Source organism: Klebsiella sp. X1-16S-Nf21 (assembly GCF_002837615.1).
GTDB classification, from domain to species: domain Bacteria; phylum Pseudomonadota; class Gammaproteobacteria; order Enterobacterales; family Enterobacteriaceae; genus Klebsiella; species Klebsiella variicola.
The window spans coordinates 1-21,092 of sequence record NZ_PJDK01000084.1 but is presented as its reverse complement, the minus strand read 5'-3'; the positions used below and the strand labels follow the sequence as shown (position 1 = coordinate 21,092).

Genomic DNA, 21,092 nt, shown 5'->3' with positions numbered 1-21,092 from the left:
TGCTGTCGAACATCCCGGAGGCCGGGCTGGCGCTCACCGCCCTGGAGAGCCTGCTGGCCCACCACGACCCGGCGCAGCTGGCGGTGATTGCCGCGAAGCTCCACTGCGCGCCGGACGTCCACGCCATTAAGGAGGCGCTGGCGCTGGCCCTGCCGTCGGTGCAGGGGCAGATGGAGAGCCTCGCGGTGGACATGGGCTACTCCGCCGGGGTGCTGGCCATCTTCTATAAGGTGGCCATCGGCTCGGGCATCGCGCCGCTGGTCATCTTTATGGGCGTTGGGGCAATGACCGATTTCGGCCCGCTGCTGGCCAACCCGCGCACCCTGCTGCTGGGGGCGGCGGCGCAGTTCGGGATCTTCGCCACCGTGCTCGGGGCGCTGACACTGAACTACTTCGGCATCATCAGCTTCACCCTGCCGCAGGCGGCGGCCATCGGCATCATCGGCGGCGCCGACGGCCCGACGGCGATTTACCTGTCGGGCAAGCTGGCGCCGGAGCTGCTGGGGGCCATCGCGGTGGCGGCCTACTCCTATATGGCGCTGGTGCCGCTGATCCAGCCGCCGATCATGAAGGCGCTGACCACGGATAAGGAGCGGAAGATCCGCATGGTGCAGCTGCGCACGGTGAGTAAGCGGGAGAAGATCCTCTTCCCGGCGGTGCTGTTACTGCTGGTGGCGCTCCTGCTGCCGGACGCCGCGCCGCTGCTGGGGATGTTCTGCTTCGGCAACCTGATGCGCGAGAGCGGCGTGGTGGAGCGGCTGAGCGATACGGTGCAGAACGCGCTGATCAACATCGTGACCATCTTCCTCGGACTGTCGGTGGGGGCCAAGCTGGTGGCGGACAAGTTCCTGCAGCCGCAGACGCTGGGGATCCTGGTGCTGGGGGTGATCGCCTTCTGCGTGGGCACCGCCGCCGGGGTGCTGATGGCGAAGCTGCTGAACAGGTTCAGTAAGAACCCGATCAACCCGCTGATCGGCTCGGCGGGGGTGTCGGCGGTGCCGATGGCGGCGCGGGTGTCGAACAAGGTGGGTCTGGAAGCGGACGGGCAGAACTTCCTGCTGATGCACGCCATGGGCCCGAACGTGGCCGGGGTGATCGGCTCGGCGATCGCCGCCGGGGTGATGCTCAAGTACGTGCTGGCGATGTAGGCCAGCGTTCTTCCCGGAGGTGTGGCTGTCGCCCCGCCTCCGGGCTGATTTGATACCCACTCCTGGCATGACGGGGCCGGGCACATGTCTGAAATTTTCTGTTCTGTGCTCCACCTGTCGGCGCCGGGGGCGCAAAACGGGGAGAATAACAATTTAATGTCTATCTACCCAATGTATACCCGAAAAATCACCCACTGGTTTGCCCGGCGATCGTTTCAGAATCGCATCTTCCTGCTGATCTTATTTACCTCGACTACCGTCATGCTGGCGATGTCATGGTATCTGACAGACATTACCGAGGAGCGTCTGCATTATCAGGTCGGGCAACGGGCGCTGATTCAGGCGATGCAGATTTCGGCGATGCCGGAGCTGGTGGAGGCGGTACAGAAACGCGACCTCGCCAGAATCAAAGCCCTTATCGACCCCATGCGTTCGTTCTCCGACGCCACCTACATCACCGTCGGTGATGCCAGCGGCCAGCGCCTCTATCACGTCAATCCTGATGAAATCGGCAAATCGATGGAGGGCGGCGATAGTGATGAGGCATTGATAAACGCCAAAAGCTACGTGTCAGTGCGCAAAGGCTCGCTGGGATCCTCGTTGCGTGGTAAATCGCCGATTCAGGACGCGACCGGCAAAGTGATCGGCATTGTGTCGGTAGGCTATACCATCGAGCAACTGGAGAACTGGCTCAGCCTGCAGATAAGCTCGCTGCTGATCCCGATGGCCATCATGTTACTGCTCCTGCTCTATTGCGCCCGCCGCTTCTCACTGCATATCAAAAAGCAGATGCTCAATATGGAACCCCAGCAGCTGTCACAGCTGTTGATCCAGCAAAGCGTGCTGTTTGAATCGGTGTTCGAAGGGCTTATCGCCATCGACTCCGGTTATAAAATCACTGCGATTAATCAGACTGCCCGCCGCCTGCTCAATTTGAGCCAACCGGAAACCACGCTTATCGGCAAAGGGATCAACAACGTTATCTCGCAGGAGACCTTTTTCTACGATGCGCCACAGGCCAATAAAAAAGACGAAATCGTCACCTTCAATCAGATCAAAGTGATCGCCAGCCGGATGGCGGTGATCTTAAACAATGAGCCACAGGGTTGGGTGATCAGCTTTCGCAGCAAAGACGATATCAACACCCTTAGCCTGCAGCTTAGCCAGGTGCAACAGTATGCGGATAACCTGCGCGCCGTGCAGCATGAGCATCGCAATCTGATCTCCACTATCGCTGGCCTGCTGTTTCTTAAACGCTACGATCATGCGCTGGATCTGATCCAACAGCAGTCGGAAAGTCACCAGAAGGTGATCGATTTTATCGCGCGGAATTTCCAGGATAACCATCTGGCCGGACTGTTGATCGGCAAGTATTACCGGGCCAAAGAGCTCGGTCTGGAGCTGGTATTCGATCCGGCCTGCTTCGTTGACAGATTACCCACCGCCCTTTCTCACAATGAATGGATCTCGATCGTGGGGAATCTGCTTGATAACGCCTACAATGCCAGCCTGCGTCAGCCGCAGGGGTCAAGGCAGATAGAATGCCTGATCAACAGCGACGGTCACGAAGTGATCATTGAGATCGCCGACCAGGGATGCGGCATTGACGAGACGCTGCGCGATCGGATCTTCGAGCGCGGCGTCACCAGCAGCGCCAGCAAAGATCATGGTATCGGACTCTGGCTGGTACGCAGCTATGTGGAACAGGCAGGCGGCAGTATTGTCGTCGAAAATAATATTCCTTTTGGCACCATCTTTACGCTTTATATCCCCCTGACCCGAGAAGAACATCATGGATAGCATCACTACTCTTATCGTTGAAGACGAACCTATGCTGGCGGAGATCCTGGTGGATAACATTAAACAGTTTCCCCAGTTCGACGTCATTGGCATTGCGGATAAGCTTGAGAGCGCCAGGAAACAGCTCAGACTGTATCAACCGCAGCTGATCCTGCTGGATAATTTTTTACCCGACGGCAAAGGTATCGATCTGATACGCCATGCTGTCAGTACGCATTACAAGGGACGGATTATCTTTATTACTGCAGATAATCATATGGATACCATTAGCGAAGCGCTGCGTCTTGGGGTGTTCGATTACCTGATTAAGCCGGTGCACTATCAGCGCCTGCAGCACACACTGGAGCGCTTTGCCCGCTATCGTAGCTCGCTGCGCTCCAGCGAACAGGCCAGCCAGATCCATGTCGATGCACTGTTTAATATTCAGGCCCGGGAGCAAACGGAACCCGCCAGCGCACCACTGCGCGGGATCGATGAAAGCACCTTTCAGCGCGTGCTCCAGCTGTTTGCCGACCCGTCGGTGGTGCATACCGCCGACTCGCTGGCCCGTATCCTCGGCAGCAGCAAAACCACCGCCCGCCGTTATCTGGAACAAGGGGTGAAGAACGACTTTCTGGAAGCGGAAATCAGCTACGGCAAGGTTGGCCGACCGGAGCGCATTTATCACGGCAAGCAGGCCTATCCTGAGCAGAGATAAAACGCTTACGCCAGGGTGTAGCTGACCACCAGCTGCCCCTTCTTTATTTTAATCTGGCTGACGACGACGTCGCCCAGCTCCGCCAGACGGGCGACGTGGGTGCCACCGCAGGGATAAGCGGGCAGTTCGCCGAAGCCCACCTGGCGCAAGCCATCAGCGAACGTCACCTGACGCGGTAAGTCCTGCGCCTGCCAGGCCTTCACCGGCGCCAGTAGCGCACTGGCGTCCGGCAGCGCGGCATTGTTCCTGCTGGTAAAGGTTATCCGCCCTTCGCCGGGCCAGTGGTGCGCTTTCACCGGTTGCCAGCCAAGCTGTTCGCCCGCCAGGCCAAGCAGGTGGCCGGCAGAATGCAGACGGGCATGCAGCTGTCTCGCGGAGGCATCAATTTTCATCTCCACGTCACCGAGGGGAAGCGCTTGCGACAGGATATGCAGCACGCTGTCGCCGCGCACAATAACCGTCTCAACCGCCTGCCCGGCGATCCAGCCGCGGTCTGCCGGTTGACCGCCTCCTTGCGGGTGAAACAGCGTCCGATCCAGTTCGATGGCGTAACGGCCATCCGCTTCTGTAGTGCAGGCGGTGATCTGGGCGCGCCCGTCGGTAGCATCGCTGGTGTAATAAACTCGTTCAGTCATGGTGATTCTCCTCTCTGTCCGACCAGTATATTGATAATATCGACAGCGATAATCCCACCACCCGCCAATGCACTTTTGCCCCGGGAGCACAAATGAATCTGAACCTCCTGCCGGACCTCGCCCTCTTCGTCCAGATTGTCGACCAGGGCAGCTTTTCCGCCGTCGCCCGCCAGAGCGGACTGACGCCCTCCGCCGTGAGCCGCAGCGTGTCGCGACTGGAGCGGGAGATGGGCAGCAAGCTGCTGCATCGAACCACCCGCAAGTTGCGACTGAGCGATGCCGGGGAAACGGTGTATCAGCATGCCCAGCAGATGCTGGAAGCGGCGCGGCAGGCGATAGATTCCGCCAGCAGTCGCCAAACGGTCGCTCAGGGAAAGCTGACGCTCAGCGTACCGAAAGCCGTCGGCCGCTTTGTGATCCACCCGCTGATGATGGCGTTTTTCCATCGCTACCCGCAGGTGGATGTCTGCCTGCGGCTGGAAGATCGCCCTCTGGATTTTATCGATGACGGTATTGATTTGGCGCTGCGCATCACCGATACCCCTTCCCCTGGTCTGCATGGTAAACCGCTGATGCCAATCAGGCACGTTATCTGCGCCACTGAGCCCTATTTACAGCAGCACGGTACGCCGTATACGCCGCAGGATCTGCGCGCGCATTGCTGCATTAGTCTTGGCGAAACGCCCGCCGACGCGCGCTGGAAGTTCCGCCGGGAAGGGAAAAGCGAAACAGTGCAAACCTACGGGCGGTACGCCGCCAACCATACCGCCGTACGCCTCGACGCGGTTAAGCAGCATCTGGGCATTGGCAGCCTGCCGCTGTTTACCGCTCGCGAGGCGCTGGCGAAGGGCGATATCGTGCAGGTGCTGCCCGAGTGGGAATTCATCAGCAGCTACTCCGGCGACCTGTGGCTGCTGTGGGCGGGAGATAAGCATATGCCCGCCAGGATGCGGGTGATGATTGATTATCTCAGCGAGACGGTGCCGACGTTGAACGCAGGCAGCACAGAGCCAGCGAAATAATTGCAAACCACGGAATGATAATCCCCAACACAAACCAGATCCCGGAGCGGCCGATATCATGCATTCGCCGGCAGCCAACAGCCAGCAAGGGGAGCGCCATCAGCAGCAGCCAGAGCGCGGCAAAGGGAATGACAACAAAACTGAGGATGCCGTATTGAGGGTTAACGCTGGTTGCCAGACACCAGGCCGCCAGCGGCGCGGTGGCGATCAATACATTGATGAGAAAAAACGTCCAGAACTGCTGCCGGCTGGCGCGGCCGCTAAAATTAAAGGTCTCTTTCCAGCCGCTCAAATACGCCTGTCCACAGGTCATTGCCTCTCTCCATGAGAATAACGTGAATAGCTGCAGGCCAGGTTGATAGACCCGACCCGCGCAATAAAAGGCAGATTAAATGATTATTCAGCGGCGATTCATGTGCTGGCACAAAAAAGCGGATTTTGGCAGGAAAGAATGGCTGGCAGCGAACAGGCCGCCAGCACGGGGTGAAATCAATTAATGACTATTAGTTAATTGATTTTTATTATAATTAATAAGCCCACCGGCTTTAATAATCTCTTGCTCAGCGGCGGTTAACGTCTCCATATACAGGCTAATCTGCTGAATCGGCTTTTTATCACTGAGGACAAAGGCGGTGATATCGTTCAGGTCGCCAGCCAGCGCACTTTTTATCGCTGGAATATAGATAAAGTCGCCGACCTCAAAGTCAGGTACCTGTTTCATCTGCAGCGGCAGCATCCCCCAGTTAATGACATTGGAGCGATAGCGCTTGGTTGCATACTCCTGGCAAATATTAGCCAACCCACCCAGCACCCGCTGGCAGCTCGCGGCCTGCTCGCGCGCCGATCCATCGCCGGGTTTGACCGCATAGACCATGCTGCCAATCTCCGTCTGCTCAACGGTAATATGTTCCTGGCCAGGCAGCAGTCGCAGTCGTGAAAAAATATTTTCCAGCTGCGGATAACCGCGATAGAGATCCTCACCGTTAACGCGCTGTTGCTCCATTGCGGCGATGGCTTTACTCCGCCCGACATATTCCGGATCGCGACGGGATAGCGTAAATTCCGCCAGACCTAATGGATTAGAACGAAACGACGATGTTTCACCGGAAGGGATCAGTTCGTCGGTGGTGGTCACCGGATCCATTATCTTTGCAGCCACCACCAACAGAATATTTTCCGTTAGCGCATTCATCTCCGGCCAGTCTTTGATGTTCGGGCCATAGATCAGCGGCTGCTGCGTCACCCCTTTCACGAAGCCCTGATAAACCCGGCTCTGATAGGGTGATACATCAAATTCATAGTCGGGTACGTCCTGCCAGCAATCGAGTTCCGCAGCTGACGTCAGAAGTCCGCCGTTGATGGCCGTTGCAGCAATTGAGCGGGCATCCATTAATGCCACCGCGGACATTTGGCCATTTCCCGGTTTAGAACCTTCGCGGTTGGGAAAATTACGCGTCGTGTGCCGGATGCTTAAGCCATTATGCATCGGGGTATCGCCGGCGCCAAAACAAGGGCCGCAGAATGCCGTGCGAACAATGGCGCCAGTGCTCATGAGATCGTTAATTAATCCCTTTTTGTTTAACGCCATCAGCACTGGCTGCGAGGAAGGATATACAGAGAGCGAGAAAATATTGTCCCCGCAGGCATGGTGCTTCAGGGCCTGAGCCGCCTGGGCCACGTTGACATAGTTACCTCCGGCGCAACCGGCAATGATCCCCTGCTGGACACGTAATTTACCGTTCTCTATTTTGTCTAACAGCGACAGCTTCGCGCGCCCAAGGGAGATCTTCTCCGACTCCACTTCCACTTCACGTAAAATGTCCGCCAGGTTTTCATTAAGCGTCGCAATTTCATAGACGTTGGCAGGATGAAACGGTAACGCAATCATCGGCTTGATAGTGCTTAAATCAACCTCAACGCAACCGTCATAGTAGGCCATGTCTTTTGCCGCCAGCGCCCGATAGTCTTTCTCCCTGCCATGAAGGCGCAAGAAATTATGCGTCTCTTCATCCGTCTGCCAGATGGAGGACAGGCAGGTAGTCTCGGTGGTCATCACATCGATGCTGTTTCTGAAGTCGGTCGACATGCTGGCCACACCGGGGCCAACGAACTCCATCACTTTATTCTTCACGTAGCCGCTCTTGAAGACGGCGCCAACGATCGCTAACGCAATATCATGCGGCCCAACCCCCGCTGCCGGTTTACCGGTTAAATACACCGCGACAACCTCTGGATAATCAATATCCCAGGTACTGCCCAGCAACTGTTTAACTAATTCACCGCCCCCTTCGCCAACCGCCATCGTGCCCAGTGCGCCATAGCGGGTATGACTATCCGACCCCAGAATCATTTGGCCGCAACCCGCCATCATTTCACGCATATACTGGTGGATAACGGAAATATGCGGAGGAACATAGATCCCGCCATATTTCTGCGCCGATGTCAGGCCAAAAATATGATCGTCACTGTTTATCGTGCCACCCACTGCGCAAAGTGAATTGTGGCAATTGGTTAAAACATAGGGCAAGGGAAAGCGCGTCATCCCGGACGCTTTCGCTGTCTGAATAATGCCAACGAAGGTAAGATCATGGGAGGTTATGGAATCAAACTTAATTTTTAACTTCCGCTCGTCGGCTGATCGACTATGGGACGACAGAATTGACCAAGAGATCGTTCCCTTACGGGCACTTTCCTTATCGACGGGAAATGAACATGACTTTTCCGCAACAATACCATTCTCATGGGATAAATAAACCCCATGTTCATGTAATTTAATCATGATTTGCATCCTTTGCTGTAGATAAAATTAAAACCTTTTTCCTGCCCACCTACGCTTACGGATAGAAGGGGAAGAAGATGGGAAGTAAAATAAAACTCACAATAATCGATATAATAATCAGCGGCAGACCGACCCTGACATAATCCATAAATCGATACCCCCCGGCGGAAAAAATCATCATATTCGCCGGGGTTCCCACTGGCGTCGCATAGGCACACGAACAACCCACCACAATAGCCATCAGCACCGCCCGAGGGTCAGCCCCCATCGAATTGGCAATAGACAAACCGATTGGCATCAGTAAGGCGGCCGTTGCCGTATTTGACATAAAATTGGTTAATGCGCAGGAGATGACCAACACTGAGCTGAGCAGTAAAAATGGTGAAGCCTGTTGACCAAGCAGATCGATAACAGAGCGAGCCATGATTTCCCCGGCCCCGGTGGTTTCAAGCGCTTTCGCTAACGCTAAGGTTCCGCCGAACAGAAAAATAGTCTGTGAATCAATTGACTGGTATGCCTGCTTTTCCGTAATGACACCGGTAATGACTAAGAATAAAGCGCCAATGGAACCAATAATGGCAATGGGTAAACCAATAATATTCTCGAAAATCATTCCCAGGACGGTAAATACCAATACCAGAACAGCAATCACTTGCTTATATTTTGGGCAAGAAATTTTTCTACCATTGTCCGCATTTGCTTTGCTGCTTGCCGATTTTGCCGGCAACAGTTTATAGCCTATGGTCAAAAAGTAGAGGATCCCGCAGAGCAGCATGGGAATACCAAGTTTGGCATACTCGAAAAAACCAAAACGTTGCCCGACTTGCTCCAGCGCCGACTGGGCGATCAGATTGCCCGGGGAGCCAATGAGAGATAAGTTTCCCCCCAGCGCCGAAGCAAACGCCAGCGGCATCAGCAGGCGAGATTGCGCATAGCCAGACTTGATAGCAGCGCCGATGACCACGGGTATCAGCACCGCAGCCGTTCCGGTATTGGATAAAAACCCGGATAGCAGGCCGCACACCAGCATAATAATAACGATAAGCTGCTTCTCTGACCTGGCGTAACGCGTCACTATGCCGCCAATCTTATCGGTGACGCCGGTTTCAAACAGGGCGCCGCCAACCACGAACATCGCCACAAATAAAATAACATTTTGGTTAATAAATCCGGCGAAAGCCGTTTTCACATCGAAAATTCCGGTTACGACTAAAACAATGCAGACAATCATTGCCGTGGCAGCCAGAGGGATTTTTTCCCAAACAAACATCACGATTGAAAATAGTAATAGTGACAAGGTAATGGCAACTGGTGACATAAATAGATAATCCCTCGTTCAGCAAATAAAAATAATATTTTTAATAACAGCAGGTGATGCAAAATAAAATGCGGGCGTATTGACACTCTCAAAGCTACATCAAATCACTTTCCAGTACATTAATAACTCCCACCACCATACCCCTACGGTAATGTGTAAGATGAAAGTCAACAGTGCCAATATACCGCCCACAATCCACCAGGACTTAATATCGTTGTATCCCACACCAAATATAACGGGGCCCGCCGCACCGCCATAGTGAGTGACCATTCCGCCATAGGAATTACTAAACAGCAGAGCTAATGCAGTCAGCATCACCGGCGCCCCAGACACATTGGCCAGCATGGCAAAAACTGGAACCATCGCCACAATATAGGCGCTGCCCGAAGCAAAGAAGTAACGGACTAAAATACTTAACGCCACGATAATGATGAAGGCGAGTGTACTATGAGTGCCAAAAGAAATGTTATTTTTGAGCAAGTCAGCCAGCCACATGAAAAAACCCACGCTGGACAGCAATGAGCTCAAACCGATGATGCCGCCATACCAAATCAGTGTGTTCCAGCCACCTTTGTTCTTAATCACATCATCCCAGCTGACGATTTTTAATACCAGCATCAATGCCATCACACAAATGGCGACCGTTGATTCGTTCACGCCCAGCGATTTACTGAATACCCAACCGCCCAGCGCCATGATAAACAGGCAGGAGAGCATTTTTTCCCGTAACGTCATCGGTCCTAAGGATTCAATACCGGCTTTGGCTATCGCTTTGTTATCCACCTTCTTCAGCTCAGGGGGATAAAGCTTATAAATAATCAGCGGCGTCAGTAGCAGTATAATGATGCCTGGCAACACGCCGGCCAGCGCCCATCCGCCCCAGCTCAATTTGATATGACAAATATCCTCAATCATCTTGAGCGCCAGAATATTGCCGGCCATCGCCGTAAAAAACATATAGCTGGTGGTTTTGGTCACCATATAGACGTTCATCATCAGGTAATGACCAACGCGTTTTGCGCTATGTTCAGGTTCCGAGCCCAGGGCCACAGCCACGCTATTGATAATCGGTAAAACGATACCGCCAGCGCGCGCGGTATTCGACGGCGTAGCGGGTGACAGGATCAGATCCAAAAAAGCGGTGACATAGCCTAATCCCAGCGTCGTACTGCCTATCTTGCCAATAAGAATATAAGCAATACGTTTACCTAAGCCGGTAATGACAAAAGCGGCACTGAGGGTGAATGCAGAGAACACCAGCCAGGTGGTGCCGGAAGCATAACCGCTTAAGACGCTCGATGACTTTATGGTGCCGTCGCCTAAATTACCGATCACCACCATAGAGGCAGCGACGGCGATTAACAAGACAACCGGTTCGGAAAAGGGTTTGATCACTAAACCAACGATGGCCGCCAGATAAATACCTGACAACACCCATGCTAGCTTAGTCAACCCTTCAGGTGCGGGAAATACACTTATCAGTATTGGTATGGCTATAATAACCAATAGTTTCCATAACGATTTTTTATCCATTTTGATTCCTTGCCTGGATTAATCATATAAAAACGCTCAGGAATGACCCAAAATAAAAATCGGGCACTCTGTTTCGAATAATTTATAAATTGTCTGGTGAGATGATTAATCTGGCAGGTAAACCATTCCCGAGAGAATTTTACGCGCGGTGCGAATAACCGATGCGCGAATGTTTTCTGGCTGCCCATGAGTATTGCTCAGACTCACATCAATGCTTCCGCTGGGATGCTCAACGTTAATGAGGCCATCCCCCGCCATGCGGGTCATTTCGTTAACCACGGTATCAGCAATAATGCATGAACTCGCCAGGCCGATGGCGCCGGTGATCGCCAACGATTTATGACAGCTATGCGGCATGAAATAGCGAACAGTCAGTGTTCCACCATGCTGTGGTGGCGCCACCAGCACGGGTTTGGGGATCACCATATTTGATACGTCGCCAAATCCCATTGCCGCGCCAGCTTGTTTGCGGATGGATTCCAGGCGTTGAAAAAAGCCTTTATCCTGATCTAATTCACTCGCTGACTCATATCCTGTTTTGCCCAGGCTTTGCGCCGGAATAATGACCATGGGCATCGCCATATCGATACAGGTCACGCGAATACTATCAAAGATATCGACCCGGTTGCCGGTGGGGAATAGCTGGCCGGATTTCGCCCCTGCAGCGTTCAAAAACGTCAAGCCAACGGGTGCGGCCTGGCCTGGAACGCCGTCAATATGCGTGCCGCCTTCATAAACCACCTGCCCATTCGGGGTCTGAATGTCTGCGTCAACAAAGGTATTGGTATTCACGTTCCTGATGCGCACCCGTGTCACCGGAGAGGTTGCCGCGACGAGTCCTTTTTCGATGGCAAACCCACCCACGGCGCAGAGCATATTGCCGCAATTCGGCGTGGTATCTACCCGGCGTTCATTGACAATGACCTGAACAAATAAGTAATCCACATCCGCTTGTTGACTGGTCGATTGGCTGACAATCGCCACCTTGCTGGTCTGTGGGCTACCGCCGCCAATCCCGTCGATTTCCAGCTCATGGCCTGAACCCATGATAGTTAATAACGCCTCATTACGTTTCTGCGTATCTTCAGGGAGATCGTCTGCTAACAGAAAGGCCCCTTTTGAGGTGCCGCCACGCATAAGTGCGCATGGAATAGTTTTCATAACACGCTCCTTACAAATAGAGAAGAAAAACTCAAATAAGCGGCAGGCGTGAATTAAATACATTCAATGAATTTAAAGTTTTTTATTAACTTTATTATTTCATTGCCGCCATACCGTTTACCCGCTGATTCTACTTGCAAGGGTGTCGGTGATTGATAAAATTAAAAAATAAGATTTATTCCCCCAGAACATCAATTACAGATTTCATCGCGATGATAATTAATTAGGCCCTATTATAGGCATAAAGTCTATTTACGCTCAGGGAGTCATGATGAACAATGAACTATCCGGTATGAAAGCCTTTGTGACCGTGGCGGAGCTCGGCTCGTTTAGTAAAGCCGCCGAGGTCCTTAATCTGACACAACCCGCGCTGACGCGAAAAATTAAAAAAATTGAAAGTAATCTCAATACCGCGCTATTCGTACGTACCACCCGAAAAATTCAGCTCACGCAGGCGGGAGCAATGCTGCTGCCGAAAGCAAAATCGCTGATTGCCAGCCTCGATGCCGCCATCTTCGACGTCAGCAGCCTCACTTCTCATGTCCAGGATACGATAACGTTGTCCTGTATCCCCACAGCCGTCTTTTATTTTTTGCCTCGCGCTATCGTTCAATTTAATCAGCGCTATCCGCATATCAAAGTACGAATTTATGAACAAGGTATAGAAAATTGCATGACCTCAGTGAGAAAGGGGGAAGTCGATTTTGGAATAAACATGAACTTCATCACACATCCCGATATCGAATTTAGCCCACTGGTCAACGAACCCTTCGTCCTGGCCTGCAGAAAGGATCATCCACTGGCCAGCAAGAAATTGGTGGAATGGCGAGAGCTCGCCTCGCAGAGATTAATTGGCGTAAGGCGATCGAGCGGCAATCGGCAACTGATTGAAAGTTGCCTGGCAGATAAACCGTGGAAGCTGAACTGGTTTTATGAAGTCAGACATTTATCCACCTCTCTGGGCCTGGTTGAGGCGGGGCTTGGCGTATCGGCATTGCCCTGTCTGGCCATGCCTCATCACGTCAACAGCGCGGTGGTCAGCGTGCCGCTAGTGGAACCCGTCATCCGGCGTACACTGGGTATGATCCGCGTAAAAAACCGCCCGCTTTCCGCAGCAGCTGAACGCTTCGCGTCACTGTTACTCCTGATGTGGACGGATGAAGCGAGCGAACTGTGGTGTAACGTTGTCGACACAAACCCGCAAGGATAAACGGTTACGGCGCCAGGGCAATCACCTCCGCCGCCCAGCGCTGAAACCCTTCGACGTCGATATCCAGCGCCACCTGGGCGTTCGCCGGCTGACCCAGTCGCCCTTCGATATCCACCACCGTGGTGCCGGCGGTCCAGGTCCCCTGCGTCTCCACCGCCACAAAACACGGCTGGAGAGTGAACAGTTCCGGGCGCGCCAGCCACGCAATAGCGCAGAGATCGTGCATTCGCAAACCACTGCTCATGCTGCCGCTGCGATAGTGGCTAAACAGAGCATAAAGCATTTTACCGGTCTGGTTCAGCGTCGGTAGCGTCGCCAGGTAATCTGCCGTCAGCAGCGCCCGGTTGGTGACGTCCAGCCCGCACATGACAATCTCCAGCCCGCTGTGGAAGACTTTCGCGGCGGCTTCCGGGTCGATAGCAATATTGAATTCCGCATTCGGCGTGAAGTTGCCGCGCCCCGCCGAGCCGCCCATGATCACCAGCCGGCGAATATTGAACACGCATTCCGGGTACTGGGTCAGCAGCAGCGCTATATTGGTCAGCGGGCCAATCGCCACCAGAGTAATCGGCTCGGCAGCGTGCATCAATGCATCGCGGATCGCCTGGAAGGCCGGCTTCGCCAGCGGCTGACGTTGATGCTCAACAAAGTCATACCCCTCCATGCCGGATTCGCCATGCACCGAGGCGGCGTCGCGCAACGGACGCACCAGCGGCATCGACGCCCCTTGCGCCAGCGGCACATCGGCATTCCAGAAGTGCAGCAGCTGCAGCGCGTTACGGGTCGTCTTCTCCACCGAAACGTTGCCCGCCACGGTGGTCATCAGTTGCAGCTCCAGCTCGGGCGCGAACAGCGCCGCGGCAATGGCGGCAGCATCGTCGATGCCCGGGTCAGTATCAAGAATGATCGGTAAGCGCATGGTTTCTCCCTAAAAAAAATGCCAGACGTTAAGTCTGGCATCTTCTCATACTGCTGGAGGAAAGAACTTACTCTACTTCACGGACATCCACACGCAGCTCTTTCGGCACTTCAAAGACGATATTCTCTTCCCGGCCTTCCAGTGGCACGGCTTCGCCGCCGCCCAGCTCCTGCAGGCGGGTAATGACGTTCTGCACCAGAATATCCGGCGCCGATGCGCCCGCCGTCACGCCGACACAGGCCGCATCCTTGACCCACGCTTCCTGGATATCGGAGGCGTCGTCAATCAGGTAAGCCGCTTTGCCCATCCGCTGCGCCAGCTCGGCGAGGCGGTTAGAGTTGGAGGAGTTTTTCGACCCGACCACCAGCACCACGTCAGCCTGCTCCGCCAGCGCGCGCACGGCTTCCTGACGGTTAGTGGTGGCATAGCAAATGTCGTCTTTGCGCGGGCCGACGATTTTCGGGAAACGCGCGCGCAGGGCGTCAATAACGTCAGATGTATCGTCGACGGAGAGCGTGGTCTGGGTCATAAACGACAGCCGGGCGTCGTTTTTGACTTCCAGCTTGAGAACGTCTTCCGGCGACTCGACCAGGTACATGCCCCCTTGCGGGTTGTTGTACTGTCCCATGGTACCTTCGACTTCCGGGTGGCCGGCATGGCCAATCAGAATCGACTCTTCGCCGCGGCGGCTGGCGCGGGCGACTTCCATATGGACTTTGGTCACCAGCGGACAGGTGGCATCGAACACCGTCAGGTCGCGGCTCTTCGCTTCATTCCGTACCGCCTGCGATACGCCGTGAGCGGAGAAAATCAGGATCGCGCCGTCCGGCACTTCGCTGATCTGTTCGATAAAAATGGCGCCGCGCTTGCGCAGGCTATCCACCACATAGCGGTTGTGCACCACTTCATGACGAACATAGATCGGTGCGCCATACAGCGTCAGCGCGTTTTCTACAATGCTGATAGCGCGGTCAACACCAGCGCAAAAACCGCGCGGGTTAGCCAACAGGATCTGCATGTTACTCCTCCAGCGCCGGATCGATCTCCAGCACTTCAATATCAAAATGAACGGTGCGCCCGGCCAGCGGATGGTTGAAGTCGACGGTGATGGAATCGCCGTTCACTTCGCGGATCACGCCAGGCATTTCGCTGCCATCCATTGCGGTAAAGAGCATAATCGCGCCGATCTCTGGTTCGCCAGCGTCGATAAATTCACGGCGAGAGAAATACTGAATCAGGTCCGGGCTGGGTACGCCAAAGGCGGCGTCAGGCTCCAGCGAAAAGGCCTTTTTCTCCCCCTCTTTCAGACCGAGAAGCTGTTGCTCCAGCCCTTCAGACAGAGAGGTGTCGCCGAGGCGAAACAGCGCCGGTTTGCCGTTGCTGCGGGTGGACTCGGCGGTGGAGCCGTCGTCCAGTTTCAGTGTGAAGTGCACCAGTACCGCGCTGTTGCTCTGTACGGATTTAGACATGCAAATTGCTCGCTTGTTTTAGGTCACCGGTTGCCCGGTGGCGCTATGCTAACCGGACCGACGGGCGGCCACAAATTCTGTAGGCCGGGTAAGCGTAGCGCCACCCGGCATTGACATTTACGCCTGCTCTTTCGCGGTCGGTTTCGGCAAGAAACCTTCCAGCACAATCAGCGCTGCGCCGATGCAGATCGCACTATCGGCGAGGTTGAAGGTGGCGAAATGCCAGTCGCCGACGTAGAAGTCGATCATATCGACCACGAAGCCGTGCCACAGGCGATCGAACAAGTTACCCAGCGCACCGCCGATAATCAGGGCGTAGGCAATATTGTTCAGCTTTTGCGTCGCCTTCGAACGGTACATCAGTACCGTCAGCACCACACAAATGCCGATCGCGATCCCGGAAAAGAACCAGCGCTGCCAGCCGCCGCTGTCGGCGAGGAAACTAAACGCCGCGCCATAGTTGCGGGCATAATGCAGATTAAGCGACGGGAACAGCGGAACCGTCTCCCCCAGAGCGAAGTTCTGGAGGATCAGGAATTTGCTACCCAGATCGATAATCAGCACGGCTACGACGACCCACAGCCAGCGTAGCCCCGTTGAACAGATCGATTTACTCATCAGGCGAATTTACGTTGCTCGCCGTTACCGGCGACGTTGCTCACACAGCGACCGCAGATTTCTGCGTGTTCCGCTACCTTGCCGACGTCACTGGTGTAATGCCAGCAGCGTGGGCACTTCTCGCCCTCGGCTTTACTCAGGACCACTTTCAGCCCTTTCAGCAGATCGCTCTGCCAGGCATCAGCCGGCGCCTGCGCATAATCGGCAACGTTGGCGCCGGAGGTCAACAGGACAAATCGTAATTCATCGCCCAGCGCGTTGAGCTTGGCCGCCAGGTCGGCATCGGCATACAGCGTGACCGCTGCTTCCAGAGAGCCACCGACTTTCTTATCCGCACGCGCTTGCTCGATCACCTTGTTGACTTCGCCGCGCACCTTGAGCAATTCATCCCAGAAACCGTCGTTCATCGCTTCATCGTCGGCCAGGCCGAACAGACCTTCATACCACTCACCGGTGAAGACATATTTCTCACGATCGCCCGGCAGGTAGCCCCAGATTTCGTCCGCGGTGAAGGACATGATCGGCGCCATCCAGCGCACCAGCGCTTCCACGATATGGAACAGCGCGGTCTGGCAGCTGCGACGCGCCACGCTGTCCGCTTTCGCGGTGTACTGGCGGTCTTTGATGATGTCGAGGTAGAACGAGCCCATTTCGATGGAGCAGAAGCGCATCAGGCGCTGTACCACTTCATGGAAGTCGTAGGATTCGTAGGCTTTCAGGATATCTTCCTGTGCCGCCTGCGCGCAGCCGACTGCCCAGCGGTCCAGCACCACCATCTCTTCCGGTTTAACCATGTCTTTCGCTGGATCGAAACCGTTCAGGTTCGCCAGCAGGAAGCGCGCGGTGTTACGGATACGACGATAGCTGTCCGCGGCGCGTTTGAGGATCTCATCGGAGACCGCCATTTCGCCGGTGTAGTCGGTGGAAGCCACCCACAGACGCAGGATATCGGCGCCCAGCTTGTTCATCACGTCCTGCGGGCTAACGGTGTTACCGATAGACTTGGACATTTTGCGGCCCTGGCCATCGACGGTGAAGCCGTGGGTCAGTACCTGGCGATATGGCGCTTTGCCTTTCATCGCCGTGGAGATCATCAGTGAAGACATGAACCAGCCGCGATGCTGGTCAGAGCCTTCCAGATACATGTCCGCGGCGTGACCGGCGAATTCCGGACGCACATCAACCACGGAAGAGTGGGTCGACCCGGAGTCAAACCACACGTCGAGGGTATCCGGCACTTTCTCGTAGCTGTCGGCGTCATCGCCAAGGATGTCGCGGGAATCGAGATCCCACCACGCCTGGATGCCGTCAACTTCAACGCGTTTCGCCACTTCTTCCATCAGTTCAAGGGTACGCGGGTGCAGTTCGTGGGTTTCTTTGTGCACGAACAGCGACATCGGCACGCCCCAGGTACGCTGACGGGAGATACACCAGTCAGGGCGGTTGGCCACCATCGATTCGATACGCGCCTGGCCCCAGTCCGGGATCCACTGCACGCCTTTGATCTCTTTCAGCGACTGCGCGCGCAGGCCTTTCTGATCCATACTGACGAACCACTGCGGGGTGGCGCGGAAGATGATCGGCGATTTGTGTCGCCAGCAGCACGGATAGCTGTGCTGCATTTTTTCCACGTGCAGCAGCGCGCCGCTGTCACGCAGCATCTCAACGATGATGTCGTTGGCTTTGAAGACGTTGATGCCATCCAGAGACGGGTAAGTACCTGGCAGGTAAGCACCGTCCGGGCCAACCGGGTTGGCGATTTCCAGACCGTATTTCTGGCTGATGGTGTAGTCGTCCGGACCGTGGCCGCCGGCGGTATGCACCGCGCCGGTACCCGCGTCCAGCGTCACGTGGTCGCCAAGGATCGCCGGCACGTCGAAATCGAGGAACGGATGCTGGAAGCGCATCAGTTCAAGTTCTGAACCTTGTACCGCCGCCAGGATACGGTAATCCGTAACGCCAAGGCGCTTCATCACGCTCTCAACCAGGTCTTTCGCCAGGATCAGCGCCTGACCGTCAACCTGCACCAGCGCGTAGTCGAATTCCGGCGACAGAGAGATGGCGCGGTTAGCCGGCAGGGTCCACGGCGTGGTGGTCCAGATAACCAGGGAAACCGGGCCGTTGACGTCGGCCACGCCGAATTTCGCCAGTACCGCGGCTTTATCTACCGCGTGGAACGCCACATCGATAGACGGAGAGGTTTTGTCGTAATACTCCACTTCCGCTTCCGCCAGCGCGGAACGGCAGTCAACGCACCAGTGCACCGGCTTAGCGCCTTTATGCAGATGACCGTTGCCGATGATTTTACCCAGCGCACGGATGATGTTGGCTTCGGTTTTGAAGTCCATGGTCAGGTACGGACGCGACCAGTCGCCCAGCACGCCCAGGCGGATAAAGTCTTTACGCTGACCGTCGATCTGCTCCGCGGCATATTCGCGGCACTTGGCGCGGAATTCAGCGGCGGTGAATTTCTCACCCGGCTTACCGTATTGCTGCTCGACTTTCAGTTCGATCGGCAGACCGTGGCAGTCCCAGCCCGGAACGTACGGCGAGTCATAGCCCGTCAGTCCTTTGGACTTAACGATAATGTCTTTCAGAATCTTGTTAACCGAGTGACCAATATGAATGCTGCCATTCGCATAAGGAGGGCCATCATGCAGAATGAAGGTTTTTTTGCCTTTTTTGGCTGCACGAATGATGCCGTACAGGTCATCATCGGTCCAACGCGCCAGCATTCCCGGTTCGCGTTTGGCGAGGTCGCCACGCATAGGGAACCCTGTTTCCGGCAAATTCAGGGTCGATTTATAGTCACTCATCAGATTCTCGGTTCCGTATTTCGGTTTGATAAACACCAGCGGCTCAGGCCTGGCTGGTCAGCCCAAATAATTCGCGGGCCGTTAACTCATCACGTGCGATTTGCGCCTTCAGCTCGTCCAGCGACGCAAACCGCTGCTCGTTACGTATCTTTTTACGCAGTACTACATTGATATGGCGACCGTAGAGGTCCATTACAACGTCCAACAGATGTACTTCAAGCTGCTGACGCACGCCCGCGACCGTTGGACGGGTGCCAATATTGGCGACGCCCGCGATGGGTTTGTCGCCCAGCCCTGTCACTTCTACCGCATAGACCCCTTTAACCGGGGAAACCTGACGACGCAGCGGTAAGTTCGCCGTCGGAAAACCTATGGTACGGCCCAGTTCATCACCATGAACGACGCGTCCGGAGATGCTAAACGGATGGCCCAGCAGCGTCTCCGCCAGCAGGAGATCGTCATCCGCCAGCGCCTGACGCACCGCCGTACTGCTGATACGCACCCCACCTTCGCAGAAAGTCTGGGTGCTGGTCACGTCGAAGCCGTATTCCGCTCCGGCCTTTTGTAATAACAAGAAATCCCCCTGGCGACCAGCGCCAAAGCGGAAATCATCACCGACGGCAAGGAACTGCACACCCAGGCGGCGCACCAGCAGTTCGCTGATAAAATCCTGCGCGGTTAGCGCGGCGAACCGGCGGTCAAAGCGAACGCACAATACATAGTCGACCCCGCTTTCAGCCAGATAGCCCAGCTTTTCACGCAGGCGGGTCAACCGCGCCGGGGCTTTATCGGCGGCAAAGAGCTCCAGCGGCTGGGGTTCGAAAATCATCACCACCACCGGTAAACCGCGCTGGCGGCCCTCTTCGCGCAACCGCTGCAGCAGTGCCTGATGCCCACGATGCACGCCGTCAAAATTACCAATGGTCAGCACGCACCCGTGCGGCGCCTGACTGAGATTATGTATGCCGCGTATCAGCTTCATGTCTGGCTCAAAACAGTGAAAATCGTCCGAGTATACCTTGTACAACTGTCAACGTTAACCAGCGATTGCACCTCGGCAACGAAAGTTCTCAGGAATTCATTCACTCAGCGCGAGAAAGCGGGAAAACTGGCCGCGCCCGGCGATTTTTATGGTGGAAAAGCTGTATTCGACTGCAACAAGCTGGTAGAATCTTGCGCCATCACTACGTAATGAAGCGCTGTGGTGTTAAACGGCGCTTATTTGCACAAATCCATTGACAAAAGAAGGCTAAACGGGCATATTCCTCGGCCTTTGAATTGTCCATATAGAACACATTTGGGAGTTGGACCTTGGCTAATATCAAATCAGCTAAGAAGCGCGCCGTTCAGTCTGAAAAGGCTCGCAAGCACAACGCAAGCCGTCGCTCTATGATGCGTACTTTCATCAAGAAAGTATACGCAGCTATCGAAGCTGGCGACAAAGCTGCTGCACAGAAAGCATTTAACGAAATGCAACCAATCGTGGACCGTCAGGCTGCTAAAGGTCTGATCCACAAAAACAAAGCTGCGCGTCATAAAGCAAACCTGACTGCACAGATCAACAAACTGGCTTAATCGCCTGCTTGCTGAACTTTGTTAAAGAAACCCGCGAAAGCGGGTTTTTTTATGCCCGCCATCTTCCCCCGCTAACGCGCGCTGGCGCGGCCAGCGCCACGCCAGCCCACGCCGGCAGGCTATCGGGGTTCGGTAAACAGTGACGAGTAATCGCGATTACAGATGCGCTGAACCGCGGGATGCTGAATCATTCGCTCGGCAAAAATAGCGTGATACTCCTCCATCACGCTATCCATGCGGCCAATTTCGATAATCGATTCGTCATAGTAGAAATCATGCGCATAGAGCGTCGGCGCGACAAATATCGCATTATGCGCGGCGCCGAAGGCTTTCATGAGCGCCGCATCGTCAAATTCGCCGAGGATCTCCACCTTCAGGCCCTGCACGTTAAT

Annotated in this window: 18 protein-coding genes and 2 pseudogenes; 6 read left to right on the top strand and 14 right to left on the bottom strand. The window is 55.0% G+C overall.

Features of this window, described 5'->3' with window-relative positions:
• The 3 genes from CW267_RS25825 to CW267_RS25815 all read left to right on the top strand — a co-directional run.
• The coding region (locus tag CW267_RS25825) for a sodium ion-translocating decarboxylase subunit beta (RefSeq protein ID WP_101148669.1) at positions 1 to 1,148 on the top strand (1,148 nt) is incomplete at its 5' end.
• 171 nt (positions 1,149 to 1,319) lie between these two features.
• The gene (locus CW267_RS25820; protein ID WP_048293643.1) at positions 1,320 to 2,948 is read left to right on the top strand and encodes a sensor histidine kinase; all 1,629 of its coding nucleotides are present in this window, start codon (positions 1,320 to 1,322) and stop codon (positions 2,946 to 2,948) included.
• The gene (locus CW267_RS25815; RefSeq protein ID WP_023339573.1) at positions 2,941 to 3,645 is read left to right on the top strand and encodes a response regulator; all 705 of its coding nucleotides are present in this window, start codon (positions 2,941 to 2,943) and stop codon (positions 3,643 to 3,645) included. Before CW267_RS25820 ends, CW267_RS25815 begins: the two co-directional genes overlap by 8 nt.
• 5 nt (positions 3,646 to 3,650) lie before the next feature.
• On the opposite strand, the gene CW267_RS25810 is transcribed toward CW267_RS25815, so the two are convergent.
• The gene (locus CW267_RS25810) at positions 3,651 to 4,280 is read right to left on the bottom strand and encodes an alanyl-tRNA synthetase (protein WP_032736650.1); all 630 of its coding nucleotides are present in this window, start codon (positions 4,278 to 4,280) and stop codon (positions 3,651 to 3,653) included.
• Between the two features lie 92 nt (positions 4,281 to 4,372).
• On the opposite strand from CW267_RS25810, the gene CW267_RS25805 reads away from it, so the two are divergent.
• The gene (locus CW267_RS25805; RefSeq protein ID WP_023339571.1) at positions 4,373 to 5,302 is read left to right on the top strand and encodes a LysR family transcriptional regulator; all 930 of its coding nucleotides are present in this window, start codon (positions 4,373 to 4,375) and stop codon (positions 5,300 to 5,302) included.
• Here CW267_RS25805 and CW267_RS25800 read toward each other — a convergent pair.
• The 5 genes from CW267_RS25800 to CW267_RS25780 form a co-directional block, all read right to left on the bottom strand.
• The gene (locus CW267_RS25800; protein WP_046622736.1) at positions 5,250 to 5,615 is read right to left on the bottom strand and encodes a DUF805 domain-containing protein; all 366 of its coding nucleotides are present in this window, start codon (positions 5,613 to 5,615) and stop codon (positions 5,250 to 5,252) included. The two genes, CW267_RS25805 and CW267_RS25800, sit on opposite strands and share 53 nt — an antisense overlap.
• Positions 5,616 to 5,795: 180 nt before the next feature.
• On the bottom strand, positions 5,796 to 8,081 hold the full coding sequence (locus CW267_RS25795) for a hydratase (protein ID WP_100781483.1): 2,286 nt from the start codon (positions 8,079 to 8,081) through the stop codon (positions 5,796 to 5,798).
• A gap of 55 nt (positions 8,082 to 8,136) precedes the next feature.
• Complete coding sequence (locus tag CW267_RS25790) at positions 8,137 to 9,399, bottom strand: SLC13 family permease (protein ID WP_012542898.1); 1,263 nt, start codon at positions 9,397 to 9,399, stop codon at positions 8,137 to 8,139.
• Positions 9,400 to 9,498: 99 nt separating this feature from the next.
• Entirely contained in the window at positions 9,499 to 10,932 is a 1,434-nt protein-coding gene (locus CW267_RS25785) for an anion permease (RefSeq protein ID WP_100781481.1), read from the bottom strand.
• Positions 10,933 to 11,037: 105 nt separating this feature from the next.
• Complete coding sequence (locus CW267_RS25780; RefSeq protein WP_012542901.1) at positions 11,038 to 12,093, bottom strand: 4-oxalomesaconate tautomerase; 1,056 nt, start codon at positions 12,091 to 12,093, stop codon at positions 11,038 to 11,040.
• Positions 12,094 to 12,364: 271 nt separating this feature from the next.
• On the opposite strand from CW267_RS25780, the gene CW267_RS25775 reads away from it, so the two are divergent.
• A complete protein-coding gene (locus CW267_RS25775) occupies positions 12,365 to 13,303 on the top strand; it encodes a LysR family transcriptional regulator (RefSeq protein WP_012968969.1) in 939 nt (312 codons plus the stop codon).
• 4 nt (positions 13,304 to 13,307) lie between these two features.
• On the opposite strand, the gene rihC is transcribed toward CW267_RS25775, so the two are convergent.
• From rihC to CW267_RS31765, 7 genes and pseudogenes are all read right to left on the bottom strand, one after another.
• A complete protein-coding gene (gene rihC / locus CW267_RS25770; protein WP_100781480.1) occupies positions 13,308 to 14,222 on the bottom strand; it encodes a ribonucleoside hydrolase RihC in 915 nt (304 codons plus the stop codon).
• Between the two features lie 67 nt (positions 14,223 to 14,289).
• Complete coding sequence (gene ispH / locus CW267_RS25765) at positions 14,290 to 15,240, bottom strand: 4-hydroxy-3-methylbut-2-enyl diphosphate reductase (protein ID WP_002887979.1); 951 nt, start codon at positions 15,238 to 15,240, stop codon at positions 14,290 to 14,292.
• 1 nt (position 15,241) lies between these two features.
• Positions 15,242 to 15,691, bottom strand: coding sequence for an FKBP-type peptidyl-prolyl cis-trans isomerase (fkpB, locus tag CW267_RS25760; protein WP_002887976.1), 450 nt, complete (start codon positions 15,689 to 15,691; stop codon positions 15,242 to 15,244).
• A gap of 117 nt (positions 15,692 to 15,808) precedes the next feature.
• Complete coding sequence (gene lspA, locus CW267_RS25755) at positions 15,809 to 16,309, bottom strand: signal peptidase II (protein WP_008807492.1); 501 nt, start codon at positions 16,307 to 16,309, stop codon at positions 15,809 to 15,811.
• The gene (ileS, locus tag CW267_RS25750) at positions 16,309 to 19,125 is read right to left on the bottom strand and encodes an isoleucine--tRNA ligase (RefSeq protein ID WP_032733435.1); all 2,817 of its coding nucleotides are present in this window, start codon (positions 19,123 to 19,125) and stop codon (positions 16,309 to 16,311) included. The genes lspA and ileS overlap by 1 nt, the downstream gene beginning before the upstream one ends.
• Positions 19,126 to 19,168: 43 nt before the next feature.
• On the bottom strand, positions 19,169 to 20,107 hold the full coding sequence (gene ribF, locus CW267_RS25745; RefSeq protein WP_008807494.1) for a bifunctional riboflavin kinase/FAD synthetase: 939 nt from the start codon (positions 20,105 to 20,107) through the stop codon (positions 19,169 to 19,171).
• Positions 20,108 to 20,114: 7 nt separating this feature from the next.
• A pseudogene (locus tag CW267_RS31765) lies at positions 20,115 to 20,320 on the bottom strand (DUF2575 domain-containing protein); the annotation flags it as partial.
• 116 nt (positions 20,321 to 20,436) lie between these two features.
• Between CW267_RS31765 and rpsT the strand changes: the two are divergent.
• Positions 20,437 to 20,700 (top strand): 30S ribosomal protein S20, encoded by a 264-nt coding sequence (rpsT, locus tag CW267_RS25730; protein WP_002887965.1) that lies wholly within the window; start codon positions 20,437 to 20,439, stop codon positions 20,698 to 20,700.
• Between the two features lie 119 nt (positions 20,701 to 20,819).
• On the opposite strand, the pseudogene nhaR reads toward rpsT, so the two are convergent.
• Positions 20,820 to 21,092 (bottom strand): annotated as a pseudogene (nhaR, locus tag CW267_RS25725) (transcriptional activator NhaR); the annotation flags it as partial.

Bases quoted from the DNA above. Each gene is read 5' to 3' on its own strand.
- CW267_RS25820 (WP_048293643.1), top strand. From the start codon at position 1,320: ATGTATACCCGAAAAATCACCCACTGGTTTGCCCGGCGATCGTTTCAG.
- CW267_RS25815 (WP_023339573.1), top strand. From the start codon at position 2,941: ATGGATAGCATCACTACTCTTATCGTTGAAGACGAACCTATGCTGGCG.
- CW267_RS25810 (WP_032736650.1), bottom strand. From the start codon at position 4,280: ATGACTGAACGAGTTTATTACACCAGCGATGCTACCGACGGGCGCGCC.
- CW267_RS25805 (WP_023339571.1), top strand. From the start codon at position 4,373: ATGAATCTGAACCTCCTGCCGGACCTCGCCCTCTTCGTCCAGATTGTC.
- CW267_RS25800 (WP_046622736.1), bottom strand. From the start codon at position 5,615: ATGACCTGTGGACAGGCGTATTTGAGCGGCTGGAAAGAGACCTTTAAT.
- CW267_RS25795 (WP_100781483.1), bottom strand. From the start codon at position 8,081: ATGATTAAATTACATGAACATGGGGTTTATTTATCCCATGAGAATGGT.
- CW267_RS25790 (WP_012542898.1), bottom strand. From the start codon at position 9,399: ATGTCACCAGTTGCCATTACCTTGTCACTATTACTATTTTCAATCGTG.
- CW267_RS25785 (WP_100781481.1), bottom strand. From the start codon at position 10,932: ATGGATAAAAAATCGTTATGGAAACTATTGGTTATTATAGCCATACCA.
- CW267_RS25780 (WP_012542901.1), bottom strand. From the start codon at position 12,093: ATGAAAACTATTCCATGCGCACTTATGCGTGGCGGCACCTCAAAAGGG.
- CW267_RS25775 (WP_012968969.1), top strand. From the start codon at position 12,365: ATGAACAATGAACTATCCGGTATGAAAGCCTTTGTGACCGTGGCGGAG.
- rihC (WP_100781480.1), bottom strand. From the start codon at position 14,222: ATGCGCTTACCGATCATTCTTGATACTGACCCGGGCATCGACGATGCT.
- ispH (WP_002887979.1), bottom strand. From the start codon at position 15,240: ATGCAGATCCTGTTGGCTAACCCGCGCGGTTTTTGCGCTGGTGTTGAC.
- fkpB (WP_002887976.1), bottom strand. From the start codon at position 15,691: ATGTCTAAATCCGTACAGAGCAACAGCGCGGTACTGGTGCACTTCACA.
- lspA (WP_008807492.1), bottom strand. From the start codon at position 16,309: ATGAGTAAATCGATCTGTTCAACGGGGCTACGCTGGCTGTGGGTCGTC.
- ileS (WP_032733435.1), bottom strand. From the start codon at position 19,125: ATGAGTGACTATAAATCGACCCTGAATTTGCCGGAAACAGGGTTCCCT.
- ribF (WP_008807494.1), bottom strand. From the start codon at position 20,107: ATGAAGCTGATACGCGGCATACATAATCTCAGTCAGGCGCCGCACGGG.